Annotated in this window: 14 protein-coding genes and 1 pseudogene; 5 read left to right on the top strand and 10 right to left on the bottom strand. The window is 70.2% G+C overall.

Annotated features, from left to right (window positions below):
- Positions 1–409 precede the first annotated feature (409 nt).
- A complete protein-coding gene (locus tag AC5L35_RS23645; RefSeq protein ID WP_495061859.1) occupies positions 410–787 on the top strand; it encodes a hypothetical protein in 378 nt (125 codons plus the stop codon).
- An 80-nt stretch (positions 788–867) separates the two neighbouring features.
- Here the strand turns inward: AC5L35_RS23645 and AC5L35_RS23640 are convergent, their stop codons facing one another.
- The 7 genes from AC5L35_RS23640 to AC5L35_RS23610 all read right to left on the bottom strand — a co-directional run bounded on the left by AC5L35_RS23640 (position 868) and on the right by AC5L35_RS23610 (position 7027).
- Positions 868–1845 carry a 5-oxoprolinase subunit C family protein gene (locus AC5L35_RS23640; RefSeq protein ID WP_495061858.1) on the bottom strand — a complete coding sequence of 326 codons (978 nt, stop codon included), beginning with the start codon at positions 1843–1845 and terminating at the stop codon, positions 868–870.
- Positions 1842–2726 carry a 5-oxoprolinase subunit B family protein gene (locus AC5L35_RS23635; protein ID WP_495061857.1) on the bottom strand — a complete coding sequence of 295 codons (885 nt, stop codon included), beginning with the start codon at positions 2724–2726 and terminating at the stop codon, positions 1842–1844. Before AC5L35_RS23635 ends, AC5L35_RS23640 begins: the two co-directional genes overlap by 4 nt.
- Before the next feature lie 30 nt (positions 2727–2756).
- Positions 2757–4115, bottom strand: coding sequence for an acetyl-CoA carboxylase biotin carboxylase subunit (locus AC5L35_RS23630; RefSeq protein WP_495061856.1), 1359 nt, complete (start codon positions 4113–4115; stop codon positions 2757–2759).
- Positions 4112–4372 carry an acetyl-CoA carboxylase gene (locus AC5L35_RS23625; RefSeq protein WP_495061855.1) on the bottom strand — a complete coding sequence of 87 codons (261 nt, stop codon included), beginning with the start codon at positions 4370–4372 and terminating at the stop codon, positions 4112–4114. The genes AC5L35_RS23630 and AC5L35_RS23625 overlap by 4 nt, the downstream gene beginning before the upstream one ends.
- A 10-nt stretch (positions 4373–4382) precedes the next feature.
- On the bottom strand, positions 4383–5108 hold the full coding sequence (locus tag AC5L35_RS23620) for a LamB/YcsF family protein (protein WP_495061854.1): 726 nt from the start codon (positions 5106–5108) through the stop codon (positions 4383–4385).
- A gap of 234 nt (positions 5109–5342) precedes the next feature.
- Positions 5343–6071 (bottom strand): HAD-IA family hydrolase, encoded by a 729-nt coding sequence (locus tag AC5L35_RS23615; RefSeq protein ID WP_495061853.1) that lies wholly within the window; start codon positions 6069–6071, stop codon positions 5343–5345.
- Complete coding sequence (locus AC5L35_RS23610; RefSeq protein WP_495061852.1) at positions 6047–7027, bottom strand: MurR/RpiR family transcriptional regulator; 981 nt, start codon at positions 7025–7027, stop codon at positions 6047–6049. Before AC5L35_RS23610 ends, AC5L35_RS23615 begins: the two co-directional genes overlap by 25 nt.
- A 140-nt stretch (positions 7028–7167) precedes the next feature.
- Here AC5L35_RS23610 and AC5L35_RS23605 point away from each other — a divergent pair, with 140 nt between their 5' ends.
- From AC5L35_RS23605 to AC5L35_RS23590, 4 genes and pseudogenes are all read left to right on the top strand, one after another.
- On the top strand, positions 7168–8562 hold the full coding sequence (locus AC5L35_RS23605) for an MFS transporter (protein ID WP_495061851.1): 1395 nt from the start codon (positions 7168–7170) through the stop codon (positions 8560–8562).
- Positions 8563–8615: 53 nt separating this feature from the next.
- Positions 8616–9026, top strand: coding sequence for a GAF domain-containing protein (locus AC5L35_RS23600; protein WP_495061850.1), 411 nt, complete (start codon positions 8616–8618; stop codon positions 9024–9026).
- Positions 9023–10237, top strand: coding sequence for a metal-dependent hydrolase family protein (locus AC5L35_RS23595; protein WP_495061849.1), 1215 nt, complete (start codon positions 9023–9025; stop codon positions 10235–10237). Before AC5L35_RS23600 ends, AC5L35_RS23595 begins: the two co-directional genes overlap by 4 nt.
- 37 nt (positions 10238–10274) lie before the next feature.
- Positions 10275–10373: pseudogene (locus AC5L35_RS23590) on the top strand (DNA-binding response regulator); the annotation flags it as partial.
- A 61-nt stretch (positions 10374–10434) separates the two neighbouring features.
- Here the strand turns inward: AC5L35_RS23590 and AC5L35_RS23585 are convergent.
- The 3 genes from AC5L35_RS23585 to AC5L35_RS23575 all read right to left on the bottom strand — a co-directional run bounded on the left by AC5L35_RS23585 (position 10435) and on the right by AC5L35_RS23575 (position 13500).
- A complete protein-coding gene (locus AC5L35_RS23585; protein ID WP_495061848.1) occupies positions 10435–12045 on the bottom strand; it encodes an ABC transporter substrate-binding protein in 1611 nt (536 codons plus the stop codon).
- A gap of 328 nt (positions 12046–12373) precedes the next feature.
- A complete protein-coding gene (locus AC5L35_RS23580; protein WP_495061847.1) occupies positions 12374–13378 on the bottom strand; it encodes a hypothetical protein in 1005 nt (334 codons plus the stop codon).
- Complete coding sequence (locus AC5L35_RS23575) at positions 13375–13500, bottom strand: hypothetical protein (RefSeq protein WP_495061846.1); 126 nt, start codon at positions 13498–13500, stop codon at positions 13375–13377. The genes AC5L35_RS23580 and AC5L35_RS23575 overlap by 4 nt, the downstream gene beginning before the upstream one ends.
- Positions 13501–13526: the final 26 nt, after the last annotated feature.

The raw sequence follows: 13526 nt of genomic DNA, 5'->3' as shown, positions 1-13526 counted from the left end.
ATCGATCCGGGCGGGAAACTCGAACTCGCCGCCGTTCCAACACCGATACGTACTAGTACAGTTGAGCTGGTCGCCGCCTGGCGGGAGTCCGCCTTGTACACCGAGGCCGAGCGGGCAGCGCTGGCGGTCACCGAGAAGGGCGCGGCGCGCCTCAGGAGAACCCGAACGCATCGGACAGCCCGGCACGGGTTCCCCGACTGGGACGCCCCGTGCGAGCCGGTCCGGTCCGGCCCCACCTCGGATACCTGCCAGCATCACCCCGAGGACACCCGTCAGCACCTGACGATGACGACCGCTGGCGGTGATGCGCAGGAGTGGGTGTGACCGCGATGCTGCTCGTATGAAGCGGAAACCGGTCACGCTCCTCGTCGGTGGCGGAATCGGTGGTGATGGTGGGGAGGTCGGCGGCATGGACCAGCGGGAGCCCCGTGGTCAGGTGCGCAGCTCGACCGATCATGACGTCGCACACTGGCTGGCCGCGGAGGACCAGGCGGAGGACGCCGGCCGGCTCGACCCCGACGATCGGCGCACATGCCACGTGCACGGCCGGTGGATCCACCAGTGCGTCTCTTCACCGGTTCACGTCAACCCGGTCACGCGACACCGCTGGTGTCGTGACTGCGCAGCGGAGCTGACCGTTGCGGTGGACGAACTCACGCGATCGGTGACCATGCGATGCCCACACTGCAACCTGGGCAGCAGCGCCGCCACCGCCCGGGTGTTGGCGGCCTGCCGTGCCAGCCTCAGCCAGGCCGGCCGCAAGATCCGGCCCCGCCTCGTGGCTTGACGCGGTGACGTCGGGTGTGAACGCCGGTAGCGCGCCGCAGCCGCAGCGCGCTCATGCCGCCACGGTAGTCAGGCTCGCTCTCACGACCGGTCCCCCTGGAGCGCCTCGGTCAACCGGCCGGTGCGCGCTCGGTAGTCGGCCCGAGCGCCCAGGGCGCCGTCCAGGTCGACCGCGACGAACCGGGTGCGGGTGTTGGGCGCCGACTGCGCAACCATGTCGAGGTCGCCGGACAGGACGGTGGCCACCATCATGTAGCCGCCGCCCGACACCGCGTCGCGATGCAGGATGATCGGCTCGACGCTGCCGGGCACCTGGATGGAGCCGATCGGGTACGGCGCGTCCACGATGTTGGACGGGTCCTGCCCCGCACCGAACGGGGCCTCCCGCTCAACGGTCTCCAGCTCGGCACCCTTGTAGCGAAAGCCGATGCGGTCGGCCACCGGCGTGAGCGTCCACGTGACGCCGAGGAAGCTCTCCCGGCCCGCGGCGGTGAGTCGGTGGTCGTAGAGACCCATCATCACCCGGACCTCGACGTCCTTGGAGTAGGACGACCGCAGGTCGACGGGCACGCTACGGCCGGGCTGCACGCCGGACGAGACGCCGACGGGGAGCTTGTCGCCGGTCTGCAGCGGGCGTCCCGCGAAGCCGCCGAGGGCGCCGAGGCCGTAGGTGGAGCGGCTGCCCAGCACCTCGGGCACGTCGATCCCGCCCGAGACGGCGAGGTAGGCCCGCGCACCCGCGGTCAGGTAGCCGAAGTGGAGGACGTCTCCCGGGGCCACGGGGAACGACTCCCACAACGGCCGCTCCTCGCCGTTGACCCGCGGGGCCATGCTCGCGCCCGCCACGGCGACGACGGCGGGCGCCTCGAACGCCAGCTCCGGTCCCATGTAGACGATCTCCAGGGCCGCCGCACCCGCCGGGTTGCCGACGAGCAGGTTCGCCGCACGCAGCGCGTACTGGTCGAGGGCGCCGGACGGGGGGATGCCGACGTCGTAGTACCCCGCACGGCCGGCGTCCTGGACCGTGGTGGACAGGCCGGGCTTGCGTACCTCGATCACCGCAGCACCTCCAGCAGCCGGGCGTTGTAGCCGTCGGGGTCGTCGAGGAACTCCTGCAGCGCGAACTCCGCCGGCGCCGTCCGGATCCGGAACGTCCCCGCCTCGACCTCGGCGACGTGCGCGTCGTACTGCTCGCGGTCGATCGGGGTGTACTTCACGATGTCGCCGGGCCGGAAGAACACCATGAAGTCGGTGAAGTCGGGCAGCTGCTGGGTGGGGTCGTAGATCGGCGCCGGGGTGATGCCGAACATCTGGTAGCCGCCCGCGCCGCGCACCGAGTAGATGCAGGCGAAGCAGCCGCCGTAGCCCACGGTCTGCTTCGGGGTGTCGGTGCGGGGGCGCAGGTACTTGGGCACGAGGATCGCTCGCTCCCGGGGCACCATCTGGAACTTGAACGGCAGCCCGGCCACGAACCCGACCATGGAGACGAACCACGGCGAGCCGGCGTGGGCGTCGATGAACTCCTCCACCGACGAGTAGCCGTTGATCCGCGCGGCGTACTCGATGTCGGTGGCGTCCGGGTCCTGGTGGCGGTCGCGGAAGCGCATCTGCGTCTCGGTGGTCCACGGGTCGCGGTAGAACACCGGTATCTCGACGACCCGGGTGGGCAGCGCGAGGTCGTGCGCGTCGCCGACCTGCTTCTCGAGGTCCTGCAGCAGCCCCAGCAGCTTCCGTGGCTCGAGCACGTCCGGGTCGTAGCGCACCTGGTAGGACGCGTTGGCCGGGCAGATCTCCAGCACGCCCTCGGGGCGGTTCTCGCGCAGCGCCTTCGTGATGGCCATGACCCGGAAGTTGGCCTGCAGGCTCATCTCCTCGGCCAGCTCCACGAACACGAACTCGTCGCCGCCCCAGCTGTAACGGGCGGCCTGCACGTCCGTCACGTTCCTGCCTCCCTCACGTCGCCGCCGTACTCATGTGACCGTCCGCTTCCGTTCTGCCAACCACTGCTCCAGCGCGCCGGTGTGGAAATCCGCCGCGGCGAACCAGTCCTCGCCGAGGATCTCCGCACTCAGCGCCGCGGTGGTCGGCACGCCGTCCAGGGCGAACTCCCCCAACGCACGGCGCCCACGGCGAATCGCGGTCTCCCGGTCCTCACCCCAGACCACCACCTTGGCCAGCAGCGAGTCGTAGAAGGGCGGGACCGTGGCGCCGGGCTCCAGCCACGTGTCGACGCGCACCCACGGCCCGGCGGGCAGCACCAGCCGTTCGACCTTGCCGGGCGAGGGCAGGAAGTCCTTCTCGGGGTCCTCGGCGCACACGCGGAACTCGATCGCCGACCCGCGCGCGACGATCTCGTCCTGCGCGAACCGCAGCCGCTCCCCCGCGGCGATCCGGAGCTGCTCGGCCACGAGGTCGACACCGGTGATCAGCTCGGTGGTCGGGTGTTCCACCTGGATCCGGGTGTTCATCTCGATGAAGAAGAACTCCCCGGTGTCGTCGTCGACGAGGAACTCGGCGGTGCCCGCGCTGGTGTAGCCCACCTCCCGGGCCAGCCGCACGGCCGCCGCCGTCATGGCCTGCCGAACGCCGTCGTCGATGCCGGGGGCGACGGCCTCCTCCACGACCTTCTGCCTGCGCCGCTGGAGCGAGCACTCGCGTTCGAACAGGTGCACGACGTCGTGCCCGTCTCCGAGCACCTGCACCTCGACGTGCCGGGCGCGGCGGAGGAATCGCTCCAGGTACATCGCGCCATCGCCGAACGCGCTGGCGGCCTCCTTCGACGCCGCGGGGAACGCCGAGCGCAGGCCGGCCTCGTCCGCGACGACCCGGATGCCACGCCCGCCGCCGCCCGCCGCGGCCTTGAGCATGATCGGGTAGCCGATCTCGGCGGCCGCGGCGACCGCGGCGTCGACGTCCGCGACTCCGCCCGGGGTGCCGGGCACGGTCGGGACACCGGCTGCTGCGGCCACCTGGCGGGCACGCACCTTGTCGCCCATCTGCTCGATCACCGCAGCCGACGGCCCGACGAAGGCCAGGCCCGCGCCGGCGACCGCCGCGGCGAACGACGCCCGCTCGGAGAGGAAGCCGTAGCCGGGATGCACGGCATCGGCACCGGTCTCCGTCGCCGCGTCGAGGATGGCGTCGGCGAGCAGGTAGCTCTTCCCGGCGGGCGGCGGCCCGATCTCGACAGCGGCATCGGCCAGCCGGACGTGCGGTGCGTTCGTGTCGGCGGTGCTGTGCACCGCCACCGTGGAGATGCCCAGGTCCCGAGCAGCGCGCACGATGCGGACCGCGATCTCGCCGCGGTTGGCGACGAGGAGACGCTTCACCCCTGCCCGTCCGAGGACGACTCGATGACCGCCACCGGCTGGCCGGCGTCGACGACGTCCTCGTTCTCCACGAGGAACTCCACGACCGTGCCCGCCGCACCCGCGGACACCTGGTGGAAGGACTTCATGACCTCGACCAGGCAGACGGTGTCGTCCGCGCCGACGTTCTGGCCCTCGGCCGCGAACGGATCGCTGTCGGGATCGGGCCTGCGGTAGAACACGCCGGGAATCGGCGAGACGACCTCGTGCCGGGCCATGGGTCTCCTCTCAGGCTGACATGTGGGGGCGTAGGGCTTCGTGGACGGCCTTGGCGACGTCCACGGCGTTCGGGGTGTCGGAGTGCACGCAGACGCAGTCGGCGCGCACCGGGATCTCGGTGCCGTCGACGGCCGTGGCGACTCCGTCGGTCACCGCGCGCACCGCCCCTTGCGCCGACGCGGCCGGGTCGAACGGCTGGTGAACGCGCGTGATGATGAGCGAGCCGTCGGGGCGGTAGTCGAGGTCGGCGTAGTACTCGGAGATGAACCCCTCGTCCCGGGCGCCCCAGACCTGCTCGTGCACCGTGCCCGCCATACCCATGAGCGGCACGCCGAAGACGTCGGCGGCGTCGGCGAGAGCCTCGGCGACCTCCGGGTCACGCGCCGCCATCCCGTACAACGCGCCGTGTGCCTTGATGTGGTTGAGCTCCATGCCCTGGCCAAGCAGGAAGCCTGACAACGCGCCGACCTGGTAGACGACGGACGCGGTGAGCTCGTCGCGGTCCAGCTTCATCTCACGGCGGCCGAAGCCCTCACGGTCGGGCAGCGACGGATGCGCTCCGACCCGGACGCCATGCTCCCTGGCCAGCGCCACGGTCTGCTGCATGACACGGGGATCCGAGGCGTGGAACCCGCAGGCCACGTTGGCCACCGTGATCCACGGCATCAGCCCCTCGTCGTCGCCGCAGCGATAGATGCTGAAGGCCTCACCCATGTCGCAGTTGATGTCCACCATGCCGACCTCCTTCCTTCAGGCGGTTCCGCCATCCTTGCCCACAGTGCGGACCCCCGCCACACCCCCTGCGGGCCCACCCCAGTGGAACCGGAAACCTCCCAGCGTGGTCGTCGGATCACCACGCTCGCGTCGATCGCATTGCGGTTCGTCGCCATCAGCACCTCGCATCGACGTCGTATCGACGCCGACGGAACGGGTGGTGGCCGGCGGGGTTGCTCGCAGACGGGGCCGTGTTCAGTCGGCCGGCGCAGCGCGGTCACGCCGGTGGCCGCTCGCCAGCTGCGCGAAAGCAGCCATCGAGGGGTACTCCCAGTCCGGAGCGACACTCTCCCCGGGCTCCGGGGTCGCCCCCCAGCCCGGGCGATCGTGTCGCCGGTTGATCCAGACGCCGGGCAGTCCCGCCCGCTTCGCGGGCACGTGGTCGTGGAAGAGGCTCTGCGCGACGTGCACCAACCGCAGTCCCCTGCTGTGCGCGTACCCGGTCAGTACGTCGAAGTTGCGCGGCGCCGGCTTGTAGGTCCCCACGTCCTGTGCCGTGATGATGTGGTCGAAGTCGACGTCGAGCCGCCGACGGCTCCCCTCGAAGCTCGCGTTGTCCACGTTGGACAGGATGATGAGCTCGAACCGATCGGCCAGTGACACGAGCGCGTCATGGGAATCCGGGAAGGCGGGCCATTCCGGCACCGACGATCCGAGCCGCTCCGCCTCGGCGTCGGTGACCGGGTAGCCGAGCTTCGCCCCGGTGGCGCGGAATGCATCGGCCAGCACGTCGGGATACAACGTCGTCGGCCGTTCCCGGACGATCCTGGCTTCCTCGTCGGCGTAGGCGGTGAGCACCCGCTCGTCGGACGACGCCGGGTCGAAACGACGTGCCCACGGGCCGAGGATCGCGGCGATGCCGGCCTCCCAGTCGATCAGAGTGCCGTAGCAGTCGAAGCTCAGGGCGTCGTAGCAGTCGAACACGGTTCTCCTCCCTCCGGTTCACTGCCGGGGCTGCGTTCTCGGTTCGGCTCGCGGTCGACCTCGACGCGTTCCGAGGGAGCCCGGCGGGATGGACGGTGGTGCAGCAGGCCGAACTTCGACCACATGCCCTCGGCTGCTTCGATGGATGCGCTGGTACGCGCCGGATCGACCGCGGCCAGCTGCGCGACCATGGCCTGCACCACGGCGATGCCGGCCGTCAGCGACGGGAAGAACGCGACGCCCTCCGCCGGGACCATCACCACTTCCTCCGCCGCTCCCGCCAGTGCCGGGCTCGCCACATCTGTCACCGCGAACACGCGGACGCCGCGCGCCCGGGCCTCGCTCGCCGCGAGAACGGTGCTCTCGTACAGCCGCCAGAAGCTGATCGCGATCAGCACGTCCCCCGAGCCGCTCGCCGCGATCGCGTTGGCCAGTCCTGCGTCCCCGGACGTCACGGCAGCTACGTCGTAGCCGGCGAGCCGCGCGTTGTGCGCGAACGCGACGCCGACGGCCGCGAAGCTGCCATCGGCGACCACGATGGTGCGGCGGGCGGCCGCCACCGCCTCGGCGATGGTCCGGACGGCCGCCTCGTCGAACCGCCGGGTGAGCAGCGCCATGCTGTCGAGGTCACGGCGCAGTGACGCCGAGCCGGGTGACCTCACGCCGTGGTGCTCGGCAGCAACCTCGGGGGCGCTGAGCGAGGACAGGTACCGGGCGCGCAGTTCCTGCTGGAGCGCAGGCCACCCGGCGAAGCCCAGTGCCTGCGCGGTGCGGGTCACCGTCGCCGTGTTGACGCCCGCGAGCTGGGCCAGCTCGACCGTCGAGCCGAACGACGCTCTGCGCGGCTGGGACAGCAGGACCTCCAGCACCGCCGCCGCCTTCGAACGCAGCCCGCGCTCGGGCACCCGGTCGCGCAGCCAGTCCTCGAAGCCGTCATCCGGCACGTGCTCGGTCAACCTGCCCCTCTCCTTCGACCGCGGGAAGACGCTACACAGTCGTAACGCAGAAGATCTGCAACAGTCGTTGCATCCTGCTTGACCTGCAGCATAGTTTGCAGAGATTCGTTCTGTCGTTCCCTCGATCGGGAAGGTGCTGCATGGCCTTGTTGGCCCGCCTGGACAGGCTCCCGCTGAGCCGCCCGCACTACGGCCTGCTGGTGATCGGTGGGCTGGGCTACACCTTCGACGGCATGGACTCGGCTGTCGTCGCCTTCCTGCTGCCGAGCGCCCAGCAGGTCTGGAATCTCGACAACGCCCACCTCGGGCTCATCGGGTCGGCGACCCCGTTCGGGTTCCTCTTCGGCGCGACCCTCGCGGGCCTGCTCGGCGACCGGATCGGCCGCAAGAAGGTCATGATGTACGCGCTGGGCTTCTACGCCGTGTTCTCCGTGCTCGGCGCATTCGCCCCCAACTACGAGGTGTTCCTGGCGGCCCGGGTGCTGGCGGGGGCGGGAGCGGGCGCCGAGAGCGCGATCATCGCGCCGTTCCTGTCGGAGTTCGTCCCCGCGGCGCGGCGCGGCTGGTTCGTCGGAGCGCTGGCCGGGTTCTTCTCCTTCGGGTTCGTCATGGCCGCGCTGATCGGCCGCTTCGTGGTGCCCACGTTCGACGACGGCTGGCGGATCGCCCAGCTGATCACCGCGCTGCCGATCGTGATGCTGCTGTGGTGGCGGCGCGTGCTTCCGGAGTCGCCCCGCTACCTGCTTCAGAGCGGGCGTCACGCCGAGGCCGAGGCGGTGGTCGCCGATCTCGAACGGCGGGTCGAGAAGGCCACCGGACGTCCGCTGCCGCCTGTTGCGGATGCCGCCGCCGCACGTCCGGTGGTCGCCACGCCGAAGGTGACCCTGGTCAGCGCCATGAAGTTCCTCTGGGCCCCGGCCATGGCCCGGCGCACCGCGATCATCTGGCTGGTCTGGTTCGTGATCACGTTCTCCTACTACGGCTTCTTCTCGTGGATACCCACGCTGCTCGTGCAGCGCGGGATCACGGTGACCAAGAGCTTCGAGTTCTCGCTCATCATCTATCTCGCGCAGATCCCCGGGTACTTCTCCGCTGCCTGGTTGTCGGAGAAGCTGGACCGCAAGAACACGATTGCGATCTACCTGGCCGGCTCGGCGGTCAGCGCGTTCTGGCTGTCCCAGATGGACGATCCGGTGGCGATCACGGTCGCGGGCGCGGTGCTGTCGTTCTTCCTCAACGGCACCTACGCCGGCGTCTACTCCTACACCCCCGAGGTGTTCCCCACCTGGATCCGCGCGACCGGAACCGGCCTGGCAAGCGCGTTCGGTCGCGTCGGCAGCATCCTCGCACCCACGATCATCGGGCTGACCGCCGCCAGCCTCGGATTCGCCGGCGTGTTCGGCATGACCACCGCCGTCCTCACGGTCGGCGTCGTGTGCGTCATGGTGTTCGGGCTGTCCACCGCAGGCCGGAGCCTGGAGGACCTCACCGAGCAGAACGCGCTCGCCGCCACCGCAGAAGGGATGAAGAAGTGACCGAAAAGTGCACACTCGAGGAGCTCGAGGAGAAAGTCAGGGAGTCAATCGGTGTGCGGTTGTTCACCGTGCTGGCCTGGATCCCCGACCGGCGCGCGCTGCATCGCGCCCACAGCAGTCACCCCGAGCAGTATCCCGTCGGCGGGGAGAAGACCGTCGAGGTCGCCGCGGGCTGGCTCGACCGCTGCATCGAGGCCAAAGAACCCTACTTCGGCCCGAATCCCGCCGCGGTTCGCGAGATCTTCGCCGACCACGAGCTGATCGAGAGCCTGCACTGCGGCTCGATCCTCAACGTGCCCGTCCTCGGCGAGGACGACGAGGTTCTCGGCGTGCTCAACATCCTCGACGCCGAGGGCAGCTACGACGACGAGTCGATCATCGTGGCGAGTTCCCTCGCCCCGCTCGCCGCATCCTCGCTGCGCGAGCTGGTCGACCGCCTGTCCATCCAGGGAAGCCGCACGTGAGCCTGCTGGTGCGCAACGCCGTGATCCTCGACGCGAGCACTGGCGACTACACCGAGGGCGACCTGCGTTGCGAGGACGGCCGCGTCGTCGAGGCCGGTCCCGGCCTGACCGCCCGCGACGCCCGCGTGCTCGACGTGGGCGGTGCCGTGGTCGTACCCGGCCTGGTCGACGCGCACGTCCACGTCACCGCGGCGTCCACCGCCGACCTCGGGTCCCTGTCCTCCCAGTCACCGTCCTACGTCGCCGCGCACAGCGCTCGCACGATGGGACAGATGCTCGACCGCGGCTTCACCACCGTCCGGGACGCCTCAGGCGCCGACTACGGGCTGGCCGACGCGCAGGCAGAGGGCCTGATCCGGGGGCCGCGCCTGCTGTTCTGCGGCAAGGCGTTGAGCCAGACCGGCGGTCACGGCGACGCGCGCAATCGCGGCATGACCGCATATGACAGCCACTCCTGCTGCGCGGGCCTCGGCCGCGTCGCCGACGGCGTGGACGCCGTCCGCGCGGCCGCGCGCGACGAGCTCCGCAAGGGCGCCCACCACATCAAGGTGATGGCCTCGGGCGGAGTCAGCTCCCTCACCGACCGCGTCGACTCCACCCAGTACTCGATGGACGAGCTGCGGGCGATCGTCGAGGAGGCGGGGGCAGCCAACCGCTACGTCGCCGCGCACGCCTACACCGCACGCGCGGTCAACAGGGCGCTGGAGGCAGGCGTGCGGTCGATCGAGCACGGAAACCTGCTCGACGACCGCAGCGTGGAACTGCTCGTGGAGCACAAGGCCTACCTCGTGCCGACGCTGGTGACGTACTGGGCGCTCAAGGAGGAAGGCATGTCCCACGGCCTACCGGAGCGCAGCTCGCGCAAGGTCGACGACGTGCTCGGTGCGGGCCTCCAGGCGCTGGAACGGGCGGCCCGCGGCGGCGTGAAGCTCGTCTACGGCAGCGACCTCCTCGGCGGCATGCAGCGCCACCAGAGCCACGAGTTCCGGTTGCGCAGCGAGGTGCAGAAGCCGATCGAGGTGATCCGCGCGGCCACGGTGAACGCGGCCGAACTCGTCGGCATGGCAGGCGAGATCGGCACGCTCGCGCCGGGCGCGCACGCCGACCTGCTCGTACTCGACGGCGATCCGCTGGAGGACATCGGGTTGCTGGCCGACCCGCGGCGCATCCGCCATGTCGTGCAGGCGGGCGAGTGCGTCGGCGCCTCCTGAGCAGGGAGCAGGCCAGGGCTTCTCGAAGTGCGACCGTGCCCTCGTCGCCCGCGGCCTGTCCAACGACGAGATCGCCCGCGACCGCGCCCAGCTCGTCATCGCTGCCTACCAGGGCGGCCTCGTGACACCCGCGTAGTCCGATCCGCAGCTTGCGGGACGAAACCCACAGGCTGAGCCCACGTGACCGGCACCCCTGCTCACCGGTCCAGCCACGTCGTGGCGAAGAAGATGTCACGGCCGATGGTCCGGTCGATCCCCTTCACCTCCGGTTTCGTGATCGTCGACGCGTAGCTGCGGCTGAGGAACAGCAGCGCGATGTCCTCGTTGACCAGCCGCTCGACCTCCTGGTAGGCCCTCGTCCGCACGCCGGAATCGAGAGTGGCTGCGGCCTCGTCGAGCAGTCGGTCGACGTCCGGGTTCGAGTACTTCCCGAAGTTGATCGCGCCGCTCGTTCCCAGCAGGCGCTCGACGGCCGGGAACGGGTAGTCCACCGGGGCGAGGTTGCTGATCAGCTGGAACTCACCGCCCTGTAGCACCCGGGACGTGAACTCGGCCAGGTCGAAGAACTCCACGTCGACCTGCATTCCGACGGCGGACAGTTGCGCCTGCACGAACTCGCCGAGCGAGACCTCGCTGCGGCTGGTCGTGAACGTGATGCGCGGGCTTCCGCCGTCCGCCACGTACTCCTGCACGAGCCGGCGGGCCTGCTCCGGGTCGTACTCCGGCCAGCGGTCCGACGCGGCGTCGGTGTGATACGGGCTGCGGGCCTCGAACAGGCTGTCCGAGCCGACCAGTTGGTTGCCGTACTGGCTCGCGGCCATGGCCCGCAGGTCGATCGCCCGCACGGCCGCCTCCCGCATCCGCCGGTCGTCGAACGGCGTGCGGGCGAAGTTGAAGGTGAAGAAGAAACCTGCGCTTCCCGGCCCGTAATAGACGGTGAAGTCCGGGTCGACGTAGGCCCGGACCAGCTCGGTGTTGTAGCCGCCGTAGATCAGATCCACGTCGCCGTTGACCATCGAGGCGTAACGGGTCTCGGTGTCCGACAACGGCCGGAACTCCAGCCCGTCCAGGCGAGGCAACCCCGGCTGCCAGTAGTGCTCGTTGCGGGTGAGCTTCATCCGGTTGTCCCGCTGCCAGCTCGTGACCTCGAACGGGCCGGCCCCGACCGGGTTGTTGCCGATGTCGTCGCCGTACCGCGCGAGCGCGGCCGGCGAGATGATCATCCCCAGCGTCCCCGCGAAGATCGACCCGGTGAACACCACCGGGAAGTCGCCGAGCGGCGCCGCCAGCGTGAACTCGACGGTGAGCGGATCGACCGCCCGCATCGCGGTGATCTGCTTCGCGTACCTCGCCGCGGGCGAGGCGGGCGCGTCGATGTGCCGCTGGGTGTTGACGATCACCGCGTCGGCGTCCAACGGCGTCCCGTCAGAGAACAGCACCCCCTCGCGCAGGCCCATCACCCAGGTACGCCCGTCGTCGGTGGTCTCCATCGACCGGGCGAGGTACGGCTCGACCTCGCCCTCGGGCGTCAGCCGCAGCAGCAGGTCGTACACCGCCATCGCCACCGCGTTGCCGTTCTGCACGGTCGGGTCGAAGCTCACGACCTCGCGGTCGTTGCCGATGACCAGGGTGCCGCCGCTACGGGGCTCCCCCTCGGTGGCCGGGTCTCCGCCGTAGGGGCGCATGGCCTGCAGCGGGGGCCGCCCGTCTCCGCCGCCCTGGTTGGCGCCGACCGCCCCGCAGGCGGCCAGGACGACCACGGCCGCGAGCACGGCGAACGTCCTCGACGCACGAGATCTCCAGAGCATCGGCGTTCCTCCTCGTCGAGTCCACCGCGAATCCGTTCCGAGCGTCCGCCAACACCGACCGCCGGCCCAAACGGCTGCGCGCACACTTTCCTGGCGATACGTGCGCCCGCCATTCGGGGCGCTGGGCCGAGCCGACGCGAGCCGGCGGCGAACCGGCGCTACTTCACAGATCACGGGCCAGGATCCCGGCGACCATCCGGCGGCCGACGACGACGACGAACAACACGAGCAGCGGGACGTGGCGTGTAGCTGTTCTGCAGCGCCGGCGGACCCTGCCGGGCCAGGCAACTTGCCACGTCGCGGCCCGTGCGCGCTGTCTCAGGACAGATCAACACCCGCTGGTCGGTGAGCGCGCGCCGGCGGGTGCCACGTCGCTGCGGCGGGCCGCTGCGATGGCGAGAGTCGCCAGCAGTGCGGTCACGACGACCGTCACCGCGAGCGCGGTCCAGGTGGCGGCGTCGGGGTGGACGAGCGACTGACCGCGGAGCGCCTGCCACGCCGTGATGACGAACAGCGCGGTGTAACCCAGGACGACGACCCCGGTCAGCTGGGCGCGCACGCGTTCGCTGCGCAGCCAGCCGATCCGCGCCGCGAGGGCAGCCAGGACCAGCGCCGTGAGCGCGAACACCTGGATGGAGTGCAGGCTGATGAAGTGGGGAACGCGCAGATCGCCGCCCACGGTGCTCCAGTTCGTGATCGGCATGCCGCCGCCGTCCGGGACCCCCACCCCGTGCTGCCCCACCAGCGTGACCGGGTTCCCGTAGGCATCCTGGGCCGTCCGCGCAGTCGTGGCCGACCCGCCGATGAACGACGCCAGCCCCATGCCGATGACCGCCACCGCGATCCCGGCTCGGAAGGCCACCGTGAGTGCCGCCTCACCGACCCGTTGGAACAGCATCATCACGGCGATGAGCAGGTTCGCCCCGAACAACGCGACAACACCCGATGAGAAGACCACCTGCCCGATCTGGTTGAACGCATCGGTGTCGGTGTTGAAATGACTGTAGGTGCCGCGAGCCGCCTGCACCGCGATGAAGCCGACGTCGACCACTCCCATGACGGCGAAGACCGTTCCGAGGGTCCACATCGTGCGCCGTGCCCTGCGGAGCTTCGGCAACAGCCAGGCGAGTGTCGCGCCGTAGATGACGAACGACACCCCGAACTTCACCGGCTTCGACCAGATCGACTGCGCCATGAGCTCGCGACCGTCGGCGACCAGACCGACGCTCGCGACGACGACCAGCACGACCATCGCAGCCACCATGATCATCAATGGTCGGTGCCACGACCGCACGTGCGCAGTGATGGACAACCTGTCTGCCAACAGGCTCATGCGACCTCTGCTCCTGCGCATCGAGACCTGCCGGGACGGAGCCGCCGCGCCACCGGATCGTCGGCGAACGCCGCGACCAGAACGCCGACCGCGGTATCGCAGTCGGTGGTTGTCGTTGTCATGCGTACACCGTATGAGAACTATCAGC

It is taken from the genome of Pseudonocardia sp. OZ21, from assembly GCF_059359135.1.
This window is presented reverse-complemented; position numbering and strand designations above follow the sequence as displayed.